This window comes from Dongia mobilis, assembly GCF_004363235.1.
GTDB classification, from domain to species: Bacteria; Pseudomonadota; Alphaproteobacteria; order Dongiales; family Dongiaceae; genus Dongia; species Dongia mobilis.
In genome coordinates this window covers 488,003-504,097 of the sequence record NZ_SNYW01000008.1, presented here as the reverse complement: position 1 = coordinate 504,097, position 16,095 = coordinate 488,003, and the positions used below count along the sequence as shown (strand labels likewise).

Genomic DNA, 16,095 nt, shown 5'->3' with positions numbered 1-16,095 from the left:
TGTGAAACGTTAATTTCCCACCAGATTTAGAGTCGCAAATTTGCGACTCTGGCGCAAGCAACATTTACATTGATTAACAAAATTGTCTCGCGCCTGCGGGAGCGGCGTCAGAGATTGGGCTTGTCCGGGGTTGCCGCGGCGTCGTGAACCGGTGCCGCCGCCTTTTCGCCCAGCCTGGCCTCCAGCGCCTCGACACGGCGGGCAAGGCGGATCTGTTCGGCGCGGGCCTCCTGGGCAACCGCTTTCATGGCCTCGAACTCCTCGCGGCTCACCAGATTCATGCGGCCCAGCAGGCGTTCCAGGTGCTGCTGCACCTTGCCCTCGATTTCCTGCTTGAGGCCGGTCAGGGAGCCGAGCGCCCCGGTCGCGACCTTGGCCATGTCGTCGAGAATCCGATTGTCGCTTTGCATGGCGCCCTTCCTGGGACCTTGCGCGTCCCTGACCTTGTGATGACCGTAAGCTTGTGATGACTATCCAGGGGCTTATATAACCGAGCCGGACAGAATCAAGCTAGGCCGGCTTTCTGACCGCGGCACAGCCTCTTATCGGCAATCCCAGGCGAATCATGACCCCTGACAGCGGCTTTTACGTCTATCCCGGATTCGACCCGGTCGCCCTCGATCTCGGCATCGTACAGATCCGCTGGTATGCGCTCGCCTATATCGCCGGCATCCTGCTGGCCTGGCGCTACATGGTCTATCTGGGCAAGAAGCCGCCGGCCCTGGTGAAGCCCAACCACTGCGAGGACATGATCACCTGGGGGACCGTCGGCATCATCCTCGGCGGACGCCTTGGCCATGTGCTGCTGTGGGACCCGGGCTATTACCTCTCCAACCCGGTCGAGATCCTGAAGATCTGGGAAGGCGGCATGGCCTTCCATGGCGGCCTTGTCGGCGTGATCGTGGCGATGATCCTCTATACGCGGCGCGTCGGCCTGCCCTTCTTCGCGCTGGCCGATCTTGCCGCGGCGGCAACGCCGATCGGCCTCTGCCTCGGCCGCATCGCCAACTACATCAACGGCGAGCTGGTGGGCCGCGTCACCGACGTGCCCTGGGCGATCATCTATCCCCATGTCGACAACCTGCCGCGCCACCCCAGCCAGATCTACGAGGCGCTGACGGAAGGGTTGCTGCTCTTCCTCGTCCTCGCCATCTTCGCCCATCGCCAGGGCATCCGCGAACGCCTCGGCACACTTTCCGGCATCTTCCTCATCGGCTATGGCATTGCGCGCGTCGTCTCGGAGATGTTCCGCGAGCCGGAGGCCTTCACCGATTCCCTGGTCGCCACCACCTGGGGCCAGTGGCTCTCGGCGCCGATGATCCTCTACGGGCTCTATCTCGTCTGGCGCGGCCATCACCGCGGGACATCGGCCGCATGAGCGAAGTCATGCAAAGCCTGCAGCGGCGCCTCGCCGCCGAGGGCAGCATGACTATCGCCGCCTATATGGAAACCCTGCTGGCCGGCAGCGGCGGCTATTACCGCGCGCGCGACCCGCTGGGGGCGGAAGGCGATTTCATCACGGCGCCGGAAGTCTCGCAGATGTTCGGCGAGCTCCTCGGCCTCTGGTGCGTCGACACCTGGCAGCGCCTGGGTACGCCCGCCGCCTTCCATCTCATCGAGATCGGCCCCGGCCGCGGCACGCTGATGCAGGACGCGCTGCGCGCCGCGCGCGTGCTCCCCGATTTCCTCAAGGCAAAACAACTGCACCTCGTCGAGATCAACCAAGCCCTGCGCGCGGCACAGGCCGAACGCCTCACCGCCCATGACCCCCGCTGGCATGATTCGGTGGCCACCGTGCCCGAGGGTCCCGCCCTCATCATCGCCAACGAATTGTTCGATGCCCTGCCGGTCCACCAATTCGTCATGACCGAGCAGGGTTGGCGCGAGCGCGTGGTGACGCTGCATGACGGAAAGCTCGCCTTCGCCCTCTCCGCCCCCGGCCCTGCCCTCGCCCTGCTGCGCCCCGCCCATGACGCGGCCAAGGCGGGCGAGATCGCCGAAGTATCGCCGGCCGGGATCGCCCTCGTCGACGCGATCGCGCGGCGGCTGGGCGAGCAAGGGGGGGCCGCCCTGCTGATCGATTACGGCCCGGCACAGAGCGGGCTGGGCGATACGTTCCAGGCGCTGCGCCGCCACACCTATCACGACCCGCTGGAGACACCGGGCGAAGCGGATCTGACGGCCCATGTCGATTTCGCCGCCTTGGCCGAGGCGGCGCGGCAAGCGGGTGCCGCCACGCGCGGCCCCTTCACCCAGGGCGATTTCCTGCGCTCGCTGGGCATCGAGATGCGCTGCAGCATGCTGGCGGCGAAGGCCGACGCCGGGACCGCCGCTATTCTCGAGCGCCAGTGCCGCCGCTTGATTGCGCCCGATGAAATGGGCAGGCTGTTCAAGGTGCTTGCCGTCACCCAACCCGATCTGCAGGAACTGGCCGGCCTATGATTGTCGAAAGCAAGTCGCTCTCCCGCCTCGCCGGCATCGGCCACGGCTTCCTGACAAGGCGCGGCGGCGTTTCCGACGGCATCTATGATTCGCTCAATTGCGGTCTCGGCACCGAGGACGAGAAACACCGCGTCCTGGAGAACCGCGCCCGTGCGGTGAAGGCGGCGGGCCTCCGCGCGACACCGCTCAGCACCGCCTATCAGGTGCATGGCAAGAACGTGCTGGTGGTGGAAGAGCCGCTTGACCAGAACGACCGCCCGCAGGCCGACGGGCTGGTGACCAGGACACCCGGCATCAATCTCGGCATCCTCACCGCCGATTGCGGTCCCGTCCTCTTCGCCGATGCGGATGCCAAGGTGGTCGGCGCCTGCCATGCCGGCTGGAAGGGTGCCGTCGGCGGCATCATCGAGGCAACCGTCGCGGCGATGGAAAGACTTGGCGCGCGGCGCGAGAATATCGTGGCCAGCCTTGGCCCCTGCATCGGCCGCGAGTCCTACGAGGTCGGCACCGAATTTCCGCAACCCTTCATCGCGCAGGATCCGGGCAATGCCCGCTTCTTTACCGTGAATGCCTGCCGCCGCTTTCAATTCGACCTCATGGGCTATATCGAATCGCGCCTCCTCGCCCTGGGCCTTGCCGAGATCGAGGTGACCGGCCACGACACCTGCGCGCTCGAGAGCGATTTCTTCTCCTACCGCCGCAAGACCAAACGCGGCGAACCCGATTACGGCCGTCAGGTCTCGGTGATCGGCCTCATTTGAAGCATCAAGGGAGCACAGTCATGGAAAAGCCAGCGACCGAGCGAGCCAAGCGCGTGCCGGGGCCCGGCGATTTGTCGCGCCATACCGGGGGGAAGAACCGTTCGGTCCTCAACATCTACGCGACGCCTATGGCACCCTATGACATGGACGGGCCCCTGCAGGAGGACATGTCGCTGATCGAGCTTTCCTATGATCGCGAGAAGGCCCAGGGCGCCTATCTCATCCGCATGCAGCCCGGCGCCCAGACGGTGGCGCACGAGCACCGCTTCCGCGAGGAATTCCTGATCCTGGAAGGCGAACTCATCGAAAGCGACGGCACGGTGCTGAAGCCCGGCGACTACATCGTCTACGAGGCCGGCACCTATCACAACAGCCGCACCGAGAAGGGTTGCCTGCTGCTCGGCATCGACTGGAATTTCCAGAAATAGATCTGCGCAGAGGCGCAAAACAGCGTGGAAGACTTCCTTCCCTATGTCGGCTGGACGGTGGCGACCTTGCTGCCGATCATCAACCCCATTTCCGCCGCCGGCATGCTGATCGGCATCACCGGCAATCTGACGGTGGCCGAGCGCAACCGGCAGATCACCATGGCCTGCCTCTACATGACGGCGATCCTGCTCGCCTTCCTGCTGGCGGGCGTGCTCATCATGGATCTCTTCGGCATCTCGATCCCGGGCCTGCGCATCGCCGGCGGCATGATCGTGGCGTTCCTGGGCTTCGGCATGCTGTTTCCGCGCGACTCGCCGCTCGATCCCTCCTCCGACCAGGAGGCGCGGCAGAAGCTCGACATTTCCTTCACGCCGCTTGCCATGCCGGGACTGTCCGGCCCCGGTTCCATCGCGCTGGTCATCACCATGTCGACCAGCGTACAGCAATCGGGCGAGCTTTCGACGCCGATGACCTATCTGGTGATCTCGGTCGGCATCGTGGTGACCGCCATCGTCATCTGGTTCTGCCTGCGCGCGGCCGGCCTTCTCAACCGGTTGCTGGGTGCCAACGGCATCGCCGCGGTCTCGCGCATCATGGGTTTCCTGATGGTCTGCATCGGCGTGCAGTTCGTTATCAACGGCGTGCAGGATCTGATCCACGACCCGGCCTTCTGGCCGCATTGAACTATTTTCGGCCGCGATCCAGCGTGGTTGCGACGACGCCGGCGACAATGACGAGGCCGCCCATCCAGGTGACGAACGCGTAACTTTCGCCGAGAAGGAACGTGCCGATGACCAGGCTGGTCGCCGCCGCGACATAGCCGATCTGCGAGAGATAAACCGGCCCGCCCACCACCTGCAGCCGGAAGAAGAGCGCGAACATCGCCGCCGAAACGGCGATCTGGCCAAGGGTCAACAGGGGTGCCGCCAGCAGCGGCGCGAAAGGCATGGCACCGTCCCAGGCCAGGGCCGCCACGAAAAGGCAGAGGGCGGCGGCGGCATTGCTGCCCATCGCCAATCCCAGCGGCCGGCCGCCCGCCGGCCAGTCCAGCGTGCGATAGACATTGCCGCCGGCAAGGCTCAGCGGAATGAGAAGTGCCGCCATCGCCCAGGCGAAATCGGCCGACCCGCCCAACTCGCCCTTCGAGAGAATGATGGTGAGGGCGCCGGCGCAGCCGAGGGCGATGCCAGCGAAACCCAGCCAGCCGGGTCGCCGCAACCCCATGACGATCGAGATGGTCAGCGTCATGATCGGCGAGAGGGTGAGGTAGATCGCGGTCAGCCCGGCGCCGAGGCGAGGGATGGCCGCATAGATGAGGAGGTTGGGAAAGACGTAGGAGAGCGACCCCGCCACCAGGTAATAGCGCAGATGCCACCGGTCCCAGGCGATGCGCTGTCGGCGCGCCAGGATGACGCCGAGGATGACCAGAGCGCCGCCGCCGGAAATGGCGAAGGACCAGGCAGCCGGCGGGATGCCCGCTTGCGCCGCCAGCTTGCCGAGCGGAAAGCCGATGCCGATCAGAAAGCCGGTCGAGACCAGCAGCGCCAGCGCCGCCGCGCGATCCGAAGACGATGACGTCATGCGAAGGCCGCCAGCACTTCAAGGAAGTCGGCGCCGTAGCGTTTCAGCTTGCGCTCGCCGATGCCGGGAATTGCGAGGAACGAATCCAGATTCTGCGGCCGGCGCGCGGCGATCTCGCGCAGGGTCGCGTCATGGAAGATGACATAGGGCGGCACGTTCTGTGCTGCGGCGAGATCGCGGCGACGTGCGCGCAGGGCATCGAACAGCTTTGCGTCGACCTCGCCCATCGCGGCCAGCAGCGGATCACGCTTGCGCCGCTCGCGTCGCGAGAGGCTGACGGTGGGGCGGCGCAAGGTGAGCGGCACCTCGCCCTTCAGCAGCGCACGGGCGCTTTCCGCGACCGCCAGCGTGTTGAACTCGTCGTCCTGCACAACGAGGAAGCCCAGCGAGAGCAATTGCCGGGCGAGATTCTTCCAGCCATTGGCATCGAGTTCGGTGCCGATGCCGAATACCGGCAATTGGTCATGGCCGAAGCGCGCGGTCTTTTCGGTCGCCTTGCCCAGCAGCACATCGACGAGATGGGCGACGCCGAAGCGCTGCCCCGTGCGCCAGCAGGCGGAGAGCAGTTTCTGCGCCGGAATTGTCGCGTCCCAGCTCTCGCCCGGCTCCAGGCAGATGTCGCAATTGCCGCAGGGTTGCGATTCCTCGCCGAGATAGCGCAGCAATTCGACGCGCCGGCACTGCGTCGCCTCGCAGAAGGCGAGCAGAGCCTGGAGCTTGCGGCGGCTGACCACCTTGCGCGCTTCGGAGAGGTCGGATTCCTCGATGCGGCGCCGCAGCAGCACCACGTCCTGCAACCCGAAGGCCAGCCAGGCCTCCGCCGGCGCGCCGTCGCGCCCGGCACGGCCGGTTTCCTGGTAATAGGCCTCGATCGAGGCGGGGAGATCGAGATGTGCCACGAAACGCACATCCGGCTTGTCGATTCCCATGCCGAAGGCGATGGTAGCTACCATGACGATGCCGTCCTCGGTGATGAAGCGGTGCTGGTTGGCGGCCCGCACCTTCTGCTCCATGCCGGCATGATAGGGCAGTGCCGCGACGCCGCGCCCGCCGAGCCAGGCCGCCACCTCCTCGACCTTCTTGCGCGACTGGCAATAAACGATGCCGGCCTCGCCCCGCCAGGTTCCCTGGATCAGCTCCAACAATTGCCTTCTTGCGTCGCCGCGCTCGGTAACGCGATAGCGGATATTGGGCCGGTCGAAGGAAGTGAGATAGACCGCCGCCTCCTGGAGGGCGAGACGCTCGCGGATCTCGGCCCGCGTCTCCTGGTCCGCCGTGGCGGTGAGCGCCATGCGCGGCACCGCGGGAAATTGCTCGTGGAGCGCTGAAAGCTGGATGTATTCGGGCCGGAAATCGTGACCCCATTGCGAGACGCAATGCGCCTCGTCGATGGCGAAGAGCGCCACCTTCACCTGCCGCAGCAGATTGAGGAAGAAGGGCGTCAGCAGGCGCTCGGGGGCGACATAGAGCAGCTTCAGTTCGCCCCGCTTCATCTGCCCCTCGATCACGCGCATCTCGTCGAGGCTGAGGGCGGAGTTGAGGCAGGCGGCGGCGATGCCCATCTGCTGGAGGGCGGCCACCTGGTCCTGCATGAGGGCGATCAGCGGCGAGACCACGACGCCCACGCCATCGCGCAGCAGCGCAGGAATCTGGTAGCAGACCGATTTGCCGCCGCCGGTCGGCATCAGGACCAGGGCATCGCCGCCACCCACGACATGATCGATGATCGCCGCCTGGGGTCCGCGAAAGGCGGCATGGCCGTAGATCCGGCGCAGGATGTCGAGGGCCAGGCTCGTCCCCGGCTGTGTACCGTCCGCGCTCACGATGGCGATCGATTCCCCAAAACGGAACGGGCGGCGGTACGCTCCGCCGCCCGCAATCTCTCACATGACTCGGGTCAGAGTGCCTTCAGCACGGCTTCGGCGCTCGATACCTCGAAGGCGCCCGGCGCTTCGACATTGAGGGTCTTCACGACGCCGTTGTCGACCACCATGGCGTAGCGGCAGGCGCGGGTACCCATGCCATAGCCGGTACCGTCCATGGTGAGGCCGACCGCCTTCGAGAAATCGGCATTGCCGTCGGCCAGCATCAACACGGTATCGCCGACATTCTGCGCCTTGCCCCAGGCATCCATGACGAAGGCATCGTTGACCGAGAGGCAGGCGATGGTGTCGATTCCCTTGCCCTTGAGCGCCGCCGCGTTCTGCACGAAGCCCGGCAGATGCTTGGCCGAGCAGGTCGGCGTGAAGGCGCCTGGCAATGCGAACAGCACCACCTTCTTCCCCTTGAAGAGGTCGTCGGTGCTGATCGTCTGCATGCCGTCCTTGTCCATGGTCTTCAGCGAAACACTGGGGATCTTGTCGCCAACCTTGATGGTCATCGCGCTTCCTTTCCTGGTACCCGCCGCAAAATCGCGGGCGGCGGGCGTTCTGCTTCCGGTGGGGGTGTGAGGCCTAGATATACGGCCCGCCGGCGCCCCTTGCCAAGTATCGAGGTGCCGCCGTGCCCATGCCGGCCGTGCGGTTATTCCGTGCTGCGCCGCGCCGCATCCAGCGCCGCCAGCACGGCGTCGCTGCTGAGCAATTCGGGGAGGGCGATGCCGCGGGGCGCGCCGGGGCCATAGACCACGTTCATCGGAATGCCATAACGGCCGAAACCGGCAAGATAGGCGCTGATGACGGGGTCGGGATTGGTCCAGTCGGCCAGCATCGGCGTCACGTCCGCGGCACCGAGGGCGGAGCGCACGGGATCGCGCAGCAGGACGAACTCCTTGTTGGCGCGGCAGGTGATGCACCATTCCGCCGTCACATCGACGAAGACGACCCGACCCCTCGCCACCTCCGCCGCAATCGCCTGCTCGTCGAACCTGGTCCAGGCGATGCTGTCATCGCTCTGGCCGCGCTGCCACCAGCCCAGTTGCTGGACCAGCACGCTGCCGAGCCACAGCGCCGTTCCCAGCAGAGACAGGGCCAGTACATGCTTCAGCCAGCGCATCCAGCGCCCGGGGCGCGGTAGCCAGCCGACCAGGGCCGGAAAGCCGGCGATGGCGAGATAGGGCGTGGCAAGGCCAAGACCAAGCGCCAGGAAGATGGCGAGGATCTCGACAGGTCCCGCCGCCAGGGCGAAGCCCACAGCGGTGCCGACGAAGGGCGCCGAGCAGGGTGTTGCCAGCACCGTCGCCAGTACGCCCTGCAGAAAGGCGGCACGGCGCGGCCGGCGGAATTCCGCACTGTCGGCTGCCGCCGCGATGCCGCCCGCGAAGGCCGGTACCGGCACCTGGAACCAGCCCCAGACATTGGCGGCGAAGGCGAGACAGATGACCGCCAGCACGGCCAGGAACACCGGCTGCTGGAACTGGATGCCCCAGCCAATGCCGAGCCCCGCGAGCTTGAGGCCGATGAGGGCCATGGCGAGCAGCAGGAAGGCGCTGACAATGCCGGCGGCACTGGCGACAAAGCTGGCGCGCAGATCGCGCCGCGCCGCGCCCGCCTTTTCGAGGACGCCGGTCAGTTTCAGCACCAGCACCGGCAGCACGCAAGGCATCACGTTGAGGACAAGTCCGCCCAGCCAGGCGATCGCCAGCACCAGCCACATGCCGGCGCCGCCGGTTCGCACCGGCGTCGCGGCCGCGGCGAAATCGGCGACGCGCACAGCCCGCTCCAGGCCGTGATCGCCCTCGACCAGGGTCAAAGTGAGGTTGCTCGTCGCCACCTCCGGCGCGTTGCCGAAACGCTCGACCGGCAGGGAGAAATGGACGCTGCGCCCGTCCAATGCCGGATCGACCGCCGGCTTGCCGAAGATGAGACCGGATGGGCCCTCGACCAGCAGATCCGGCGTCCGGAACGGAACCCCGGCACTTTCCGCGCTGACCTGCAGCTGATCGCCTGCAACCGAAATGCCGGTCACGCGCCAGCGCGCGCGCGCGCCGTCATCCGGCACCAGCGCCTCGGCAGCACTGATGAGGGGCGCGTCGGCACTGAGCCCGGCGGCACCCGCCGGCAGGTCGAAGGCCAGATCGTGCTCGTAGGGAATGCAGATCTGCTCGCAGACGAGATAGCGCAGATGTGCCCTGAGACTGACCGCCTCGCCCGGCCGCTCCGGGGTCACCCGCAGGGGAAACAGCACCCGCTCGCCATAGCCGAAGGTCTGCAGGCCGAAAAGCTCGAACCGGTGCGGCACCGGGAAAGCGAGCTCGGCTGCCGCCACATTCTGCGACCCGGCGATCTCGACCTCCGGAGGAAAACCGGCATCGCCGGGGCTGCGCCAATACGTCTTCCAGCCGGGCGCCAGTACAATCTCGATACCGAAGGGCAGTGTCGGCTCGGCACCGGCCGCGGTCACGGCCGAAACGAGGCGGACGCCGGTATGGTCGGTGCGCGCGCTGTCAGCCGCCGGGGCGGTCCCGGCGGCGGCGGCCAAGCCCGATCCAAGCACAGTCAGGGCCAGTACCGCTCTTGTGATATGCGCCAGTCGATTCACCATTTGCCAACTTTCGGGACGGATTATACCCTTGTTACACGGGGTCGGCTGCGAAGACTTCGTTCCGGCCGGCCTGCGTCAAATCGCCGCCCGCAGGATGTATCAGGAATCGGATGGTAACCATGAAACGAGGGCTGTTGCACCAGGGCTTCATGACCGGGCAATTGCTGGTCGCCATGCCGCAGATGCGCGATGCCCGCTTCACCCGCACGGTCATCTATCTGTGCGCCCACACCGATGACGGGGCCATGGGTCTCATCGTCAACCGCCTGGTGGGCGCCCTCACCTTCCCGGATCTGCTGTCGCAGCTCGGCATCGACGGCGGCAACGAATCCGAGCATATCCGCATCCGCTCCGGCGGCCCGGTCGAAACCGGACGCGGCTTCGTGCTGCATTCGACCGACTACGTCGATGACGCGACCCTGCAGGTAGGCGGCGAAATCGGCCTTACCGCCACCCTCGACATCCTCAAGGACATCGCCGAGGGCCACGGGCCGCGGCGCGCCCTGCTGGCGCTCGGCTATGCCGGCTGGGGACCCGGGCAGCTGGATGCCGAGATGCAGGCCAATGCCTGGCTCAACGTGCCGGCCGACGAGGAGATCGTCTTCGACGACAATCTCGACAACAAATGGGAACGCTCGATCGGCAAGCTCGGCGTCAACCTCACCACCCTCTCCGGCGAAATCGGCCATGCCTGACGCCTAGGCGTCGGCAAGATACTGCCGGAAGGATGCGCCGCCGCGACGCGCCGCGAAATCGTCCGCCAGCATCTGATGGCAAACATGGTCGCGCCAGTCGCCGTTGATCTTCAGATAGCGGGGCGCGAGGCCGATTTCGCGAAAGCCCAGACCGGTCAGCAGGCGCCGGCTGCGCTGGTTCTCCGGAATGCAGGCGGCGTCGATGCGATGCAGGCCGAGGCCGATGGCCGGGTCGCAAACCTCGCCCGCGCCGGCACCGGCGAAGGCATAGGGCAGCAGCAGTTCCAGCGCCTCGCGCATCAGCCCGAGACCGGCATAGGGGGCGCCCATCCAGTAGCCGAGGCTGGCCGATTGCGCCGAGAGCCGCCGCACCTGATTGAGGTTGATGCCGCCCAGCACGAGCCCAGGCCGGGCACCGACGTCGCTCCGCTCCGTGGCGAGGAGATGGAAGGCATAGCCGAGATCGGCATTCCATTCGCGCACCATGCGGCGCTGGCGGGCGCGATAGACCGCGCGCGAGAGGGCCTCCTCGCCCCATGTCGGTTCCCAGGGTTCGAGGAAGGCGCGGCTCTGCCGCCGCAGATCGGACCAGCCGGCGAAATCCCCCGGCAGTGGCGGGCGCAGGCGCACCCTCTTGCCCATCAGCGGTGGCGGCAAGGGTCGATAGCGCGGCTCGAACAGGAACATGGCGCCCCCGGCAGCAAGGGCCTCAAACTCTAAGGCGCTCCTGCAAACTTGCAAGATCCATCACGGCACCGACCGGCCCCATGGTGGTGAGCGTCGGCGTCGAGGCCATCAGGCGGCGAGCGACGCGGGCCAGATCGGTACCGGTCACGGCATCCACCCTGGCCACGATCTCGGCGGACGGCACGGGGCGATTGTGGATCAGCAGTTGCGCCGCCAGCTGCTCGCACCTTGCCGACGTCTTCTCGCGAGCCATCAGGATCCCGGCCTTCAGCTGCGCGCCCGCGCGACGAAGCTCTTCCTCCGGAATTTGGTCGGTCAGTTTCAGCATCTCGTCGCAGACGATCGGCAGCAGTTCGGCCGCCTCCTTTTCGCCGGTGCCGGCATAGATGCCGAAGATGCCGGCATCCGACCAGGCGCTGGCGAAGGAATGGATGCCGTAGACCAGGCCCCGCTTTTCGCGCACCTCCTGGAACAGGCGCGAGGACATGCCGCCGCCCAGCACCTGCGACAGCACCGCGCTGGCGTAGTAGTCGGGGTCGTGGATGCCGATGCCGTCGAAACCCAGCACGATGTGGGCCTGTTCGAGGTCGCGATCGAGGCGCAATTCGCCGCCCTGGTAGCGCGCCGGATCGGTCGCCGCCGCGCCGCCCGGCGGCAGCTGATCGAAGGCCGCCAGGGCGAGGTCGACCAGGCGCCGATGCTCGACCCTTCCGGCCGCCGCCAGCACCATGTTTCCGGGACGATAGCGGCTCAGCATATAGCCGGCGATCGCCTCGGCCTTGAGTTCGGCGATGATCTCGGCGCGGCCGAGGACCGGACGGCCCATGCTCTGTTCCGGAAAGGCCGTCTCCTGGAAGTGATCGAAGACGATGTCGTCCGGCGTGTCCTCCGCCTGGCCGATCTCCTGGATGATGACGCCGCGCTCGCGCTCCAGTTCCTGGGCGTCGAAGGTGGAATGCTGCAGGATGTCGGCAATGAGGTCGAGGGCAAGTGCCGTATCCTCGGCCAGCACCTTGGCGTAGTAGGCGGTCTGCTCGCGCCCGGTATAGGCGTTGAGGACGCCGCCCACATTCTCGATTTCCACCGCGATGTCGCGCGCCGAGCGACGCCGCGTTCCCTTGAACGCCATGTGCTCGAGAAGGTGCGAGACGCCATTCTCGGCCGCATCCTCGTGGCGCGTGCCGATCCCGACCCAGACGCCCAGTGACACCGTCTCGACCGAATCCATGCGGTCCGTGGCGACGCGAAAGCCGTTCGGCAGGGTCGTGATCTCGACGCTGTCCTCTGTCAATCGAACATTCATCGGTTGTGGCCGAGGCGAGTATTGGCGAGCACGAAGTCCTGCACCCGGGCAAGATCGTTGGGCAGGTCGGTCAGCCGCTCGCGGGCCGACATCAGATGCGCAAGATGTGACGGTAGAGCCGGGCGGATGCCGGTCGCCTGCTCGACCGCATCGGGGAATTTTGCGGGATGCGCGGTCGCCAGCGAGATGATCGGGGTCGCGGATTTCGCGGCGGATCTGCGCGCATCGAGCGCCGCGGCAAGGCCGATGGCCGAATGCGGGTCCACCAGCATGCCGGTACGGCGGTGGACGTCACGCATGGCGGCCAGCGTCTGCCGGTCGTCGAGGCGATGGGCGTGGAATGTTTTCGCCACGCGGCCCCAGTGTCGCTGAGGTGCCGTGAAGTGGCCGCTCCTGCGGAATTCCTGCATGGCGGCGGCCAGTTTCTCGCCCTTGCGGTCGAAGAGGTCGAACAGCAGCCGCTCGAGATTGCTGGAGACCTGGATATCCATTGAGGGGGAGAGCGAGGGCGTCACCCGGGTGATCTTCATGGCACCGCTGGAGAAGAAGCGGGTCAGGATGTCGTTGCGGTTGGAGCCGACGATCAGCCGCTCGATCGGCAGGCCCATGGATTTCGCCGCATAGCCGGCATAGACATTGCCGAAATTGCCCGATGGCACGGCGAAGCTGACCGCACGGTGCGGCGCCCCCAGAGCGATTGCCCCGGTCACGTAATAGACGACCTGGGCAAGCACCCTGGCCCAGTTGATGGAATTCACCGCCGCCATGTTGACACGATCGCGGAAGGCCTGGTCGTTGAACATCGCCTTGACCAGGTCCTGGCAATCGTCGAACGAGCCGTCGATGGCGATGTTGTGGACGTTGGCGGCATCGATCGTGGTCATCTGCCTGCGCTGCACCTCCGAGACGCGGCCCTTCGGGTGCAGGATGAATATGTCAATGGCGGCGCGGTCACGGCAGGCCTCGAGGGCGGCCGAACCGGTATCGCCCGAGGTTGCGCCGATCACCGTGATGCGCTCGCCCCGCGCCTTCAGCACCCGGTCGTAAAGCTGGCCAAGGAGCTGCAGCGCCACGTCCTTGAAGGCGAGCGTCGGGCCGTGGAAAAGTTCCATCAGCCAGAGCCCCTCGTCGATCTGGACGAGCGGTGCCACCGCCTGGTGGCGAAAGGTGCCGTAAGCCTCGGCAATGGCGCCCTGCAGCGCCTTGCCGGCAAGTGACCTGCCGACGAAGGGCCGCATTACCTGGGCGGCCACTGCGCCATAGGGCTGGCCGGCAAGGCGGGCCTGCGCCGCCTTGCCCAGTTGCGGCCAGGTTTCCGGCACATAGAGCCCGCCATCGCGGGCGAGGCCGGTGAGGAGCGCCTCCTCGAAGCCGAGACGCGGCGCCTGGCCGCGCGTGCTGATGTAACGCAAGGGGAAATCCTTCACTGACCCTCGATTGCGCCCCAAATTAGGGCGGCGGCCGCGCCCTGACAAGCAAGGCAACACCCGATCCGCGCCGGTTGCCCCTGCGAAATTGTCATGAATCCCGTGAGAACCTTGCGCCGGCAGTCCTATTTGACCGCCATCTCGACCGCCCGGACCCGCGCCGCCGGCAGGGTCAGGGTTACCGTCGTCCCGGCACCCAGGACGCTGTCGATGACCAGTTCGCCGCCATGCATTGCTGCCAGTTTCTGCGAGATGGCGAGGCCGAGCCCGGTGCCCTCCCGCTTGTGGCGAAAATCGACCCCACTGCCCTGGAAAAAGGGCTCGAAGATGCGTGCCACAGTCTCCGCAGACATGCCGATGCCCCGGTCCGTGACGCTGAGGGCGAGGCTGCCGTCATCCCGGCAGCGCGCCCTGAGGGTCACGACGCCCTTTTCCGGGCTGAACTTGATGGCATTGGAAATGAGGTTAAGCAGGATCTGCCGGACCGCCCGCTGGTCGGCGACGAGGCCGAGACAGGTATGGGGATTGTCGACCTCGACACGGATGCCGCGCCGCTCGGCGGCCGGTGCGTTGATCCGTACCGAGCTCGCAATGAGATGGTCGAGTTCGCCCAGTTCCTCGTTGATTTCGAAGCGACCGGCTTCGATCTTCGACATGTCGAGGATGTCGTTGATGAGTTGCAGCAGGTGCTGGCCGGACGCCATGATATCGCCGATATGCTCGCGCTGTTTGGTAGTTAGGGCGCCGAACGCCTCGGAGTTCATCACCTCGGCAAAGCCGATGATGGCGTTCATCGGCGTTCGCAATTCGTGGCTCATGGTGGCGAGAAAGCTGGATTTGGCGCGGTTCGCCGCCTCGGCCTGGTCGCGCGCCACCTCCAGTTCCCGCTCGCGCTCGGCCAGCGCCAGTTCACGGGTCTTCAAGACGGTGACATCGGTCATCATGCCGCGCAGTTCCAGCGTGCCGTCGGCCTTGCGGTCGATGCGAAAGAGATCGCGGATCCAGACCGGCGAGCCGTCCTTGTGTACCAGGCGATATTCCCATTCGTAGTCGCGCTCCGGCACAAGCTCGCTGGCATCGATCGAGGACATGCGCGGCAGGTCCTCGGGATGCATGAAGCGGAACCAGGCCTTGGGCTCGTTCCACTCGGCCAAGGAGTGGCCGGTCATGGCCTCGATGCGGTCGCTGATGAAGCTGTAAGTGATGAATTGCGGTCCGGGCATGGCATAGGGTGCTACCTTGGTGTTGTCGATCAGCATGCGCAGGCGGGATTCGTTCTCGGCGACGCGATCCTGCTCGCGATCCTGCTCGGCGCGCGCGATCGCCACGATCATCAGCCCGCATTCAACCGCAAGCAGGAAGACGATCAGCGCCGGCAGGACATGGGGCCCGGCCAGTCCGGCAAACAGCGTAACCCCCTGGCTGGCGCCGGCCACGAGAACAAGGGCGAAGATCATCGCGGCCGTGCTGGCACCGCGGCGCCCGTAGCGGGTGAGTGCATAGAAGGCGAGCGGCAGGCCGAGCAGGGCGAGATAGACGGCGGCGCCGAGGAATTTGTCGGGCAGCCACCAGACGATCCCCACGAAGACGAAGGCGATGAGCACAAGCCAGCGCAGTTCGGCAGGATGCGGGCCGCGCGCCTGCGATTGGGTGACCCAGACGATGGCGAAGGGAACCGCGGCAAGCAGCGCCACCGCGTTCGCCGCCAGCAGCATCAGCCAGCTGGCGGCGAACGTGCCGGCTGGGCCGAAGCCGAGTGCCCGGCTCAGCAGCAGGGACAGCCCGGCAAGGAGTCCCGGCACCAGCAGGCCGGCCACCAGGGCGAGGCGGCCGAAATCGCGCTGGTGCCGCAGGCGCAGGTCGATCGGCGCGAAGAGAGAAAGTGCCAGCACGGCGATTACCGCAGCGACGAGATCGCCGCCGGCCGCTAGCGCCCCCGGCCCCCAGGCGCCGCCATGGCGATAGACCTGGAAAGCGAGCGCCACCACGGCGACAGGCGGCAGCATGCGCCAGCCCAGCACCAGGAGCGGCGCCAGAAGAAAGGCGGGGGCACCCCAGACGAACGGCAGCAGATCGGGGCGCAGGCCCGCAATTTCGCCGCCGACATGGTAGGCATAGACGGCCGCAACCAGGGCCACCAGCATGGCATAGGGCCGCTGGTGACCGCGATTTGTGGCGGGGTCGGAACCTCCCCTGTAACGGCCAGCTCTGATCATGGGTGTCCCCTTCGCCCCATGCTGCCAATCCGCCCGGGTTTACTCAAGTGCCTGGCCGCCGACAGTCTGGCC

At 66.5% G+C, this 16,095-nt stretch carries 15 protein-coding genes; 6 read left to right on the top strand and 9 right to left on the bottom strand.

From position 1 onward, the window contains the following. Positions 1-107: 107 nt before the first annotated feature. Positions 108-410: an accessory factor UbiK family protein gene (locus A8950_RS11125; protein ID WP_133613711.1), complete on the bottom strand. Its 303-nt coding sequence runs from the start codon at positions 408-410 to the stop codon at positions 108-110. A gap of 155 nt (positions 411-565) precedes the next feature. Here A8950_RS11125 and lgt point away from each other — a divergent pair, with 155 nt between their 5' ends. From lgt to A8950_RS11100, 5 genes are read left to right on the top strand one after another with little or no spacing between them, the layout of a single operon-like run. Continuing rightward, positions 566-1,378, top strand: coding sequence for a prolipoprotein diacylglyceryl transferase (gene lgt / locus A8950_RS11120; protein WP_133613710.1), 813 nt, complete (start codon positions 566-568; stop codon positions 1,376-1,378). Next, the gene (locus A8950_RS11115; RefSeq protein ID WP_133613709.1) at positions 1,375-2,442 is read left to right on the top strand and encodes a class I SAM-dependent methyltransferase; all 1,068 of its coding nucleotides are present in this window, start codon (positions 1,375-1,377) and stop codon (positions 2,440-2,442) included. Before lgt ends, A8950_RS11115 begins: the two co-directional genes overlap by 4 nt. Beyond that, positions 2,439-3,203 (top strand): peptidoglycan editing factor PgeF, encoded by a 765-nt coding sequence (gene pgeF, locus A8950_RS11110; RefSeq protein WP_133613708.1) that lies wholly within the window; start codon positions 2,439-2,441, stop codon positions 3,201-3,203. Before A8950_RS11115 ends, pgeF begins: the two co-directional genes overlap by 4 nt. A gap of 20 nt (positions 3,204-3,223) precedes the next feature. Continuing rightward, positions 3,224-3,631, top strand: a complete 408-nt coding sequence (locus A8950_RS11105) for a cupin domain-containing protein (protein ID WP_133613707.1) — start codon at positions 3,224-3,226, stop codon at positions 3,629-3,631. Between the two features lie 24 nt (positions 3,632-3,655). Continuing rightward, complete coding sequence (locus A8950_RS11100; RefSeq protein WP_166645117.1) at positions 3,656-4,315, top strand: MarC family NAAT transporter; 660 nt, start codon at positions 3,656-3,658, stop codon at positions 4,313-4,315. A gap of 1 nt (position 4,316) precedes the next feature. On the opposite strand, the gene A8950_RS11095 is transcribed toward A8950_RS11100, so the two are convergent. From A8950_RS11095 to A8950_RS11080, 4 genes are all read right to left on the bottom strand, one after another. Further along, positions 4,317-5,213 carry a DMT family transporter gene (locus tag A8950_RS11095; protein ID WP_133613705.1) on the bottom strand — a complete coding sequence of 299 codons (897 nt, stop codon included), beginning with the start codon at positions 5,211-5,213 and terminating at the stop codon, positions 4,317-4,319. After that, the gene (gene recQ / locus A8950_RS11090) at positions 5,210-7,036 is read right to left on the bottom strand and encodes a DNA helicase RecQ (RefSeq protein WP_133613704.1); all 1,827 of its coding nucleotides are present in this window, start codon (positions 7,034-7,036) and stop codon (positions 5,210-5,212) included. Before recQ ends, A8950_RS11095 begins: the two co-directional genes overlap by 4 nt. Positions 7,037-7,110: 74 nt before the next feature. Next, complete coding sequence (locus A8950_RS11085) at positions 7,111-7,593, bottom strand: peroxiredoxin (RefSeq protein WP_133613703.1); 483 nt, start codon at positions 7,591-7,593, stop codon at positions 7,111-7,113. A 143-nt stretch (positions 7,594-7,736) separates the two neighbouring features. Then, positions 7,737-9,695, bottom strand: a complete 1,959-nt coding sequence (locus A8950_RS11080; RefSeq protein WP_133613702.1) for a protein-disulfide reductase DsbD family protein — start codon at positions 9,693-9,695, stop codon at positions 7,737-7,739. A 119-nt stretch (positions 9,696-9,814) separates the two neighbouring features. Between A8950_RS11080 and A8950_RS11075 the strand changes: the two genes are divergently transcribed. Then, positions 9,815-10,390 (top strand): YqgE/AlgH family protein, encoded by a 576-nt coding sequence (locus tag A8950_RS11075; RefSeq protein WP_133613701.1) that lies wholly within the window; start codon positions 9,815-9,817, stop codon positions 10,388-10,390. Between the two features lie 3 nt (positions 10,391-10,393). Here the strand turns inward: A8950_RS11075 and A8950_RS11070 are convergent, their stop codons facing one another. The 4 genes from A8950_RS11070 to A8950_RS11055 form a co-directional block, all read right to left on the bottom strand. Continuing rightward, positions 10,394-11,077, bottom strand: coding sequence for a GNAT family N-acetyltransferase (locus A8950_RS11070; protein WP_133613700.1), 684 nt, complete (start codon positions 11,075-11,077; stop codon positions 10,394-10,396). A 22-nt stretch (positions 11,078-11,099) separates the two neighbouring features. After that, positions 11,100-12,380 carry a M16 family metallopeptidase gene (locus tag A8950_RS11065; RefSeq protein WP_133613699.1) on the bottom strand — a complete coding sequence of 427 codons (1,281 nt, stop codon included), beginning with the start codon at positions 12,378-12,380 and terminating at the stop codon, positions 11,100-11,102. Continuing rightward, the gene (gene thrC, locus A8950_RS11060; protein WP_133613698.1) at positions 12,377-13,792 is read right to left on the bottom strand and encodes a threonine synthase; all 1,416 of its coding nucleotides are present in this window, start codon (positions 13,790-13,792) and stop codon (positions 12,377-12,379) included. Before thrC ends, A8950_RS11065 begins: the two co-directional genes overlap by 4 nt. Positions 13,793-13,932: 140 nt before the next feature. Then, positions 13,933-16,023, bottom strand: coding sequence for a sensor histidine kinase (locus A8950_RS11055; RefSeq protein ID WP_133613697.1), 2,091 nt, complete (start codon positions 16,021-16,023; stop codon positions 13,933-13,935). Positions 16,024-16,095: the final 72 nt, after the last annotated feature.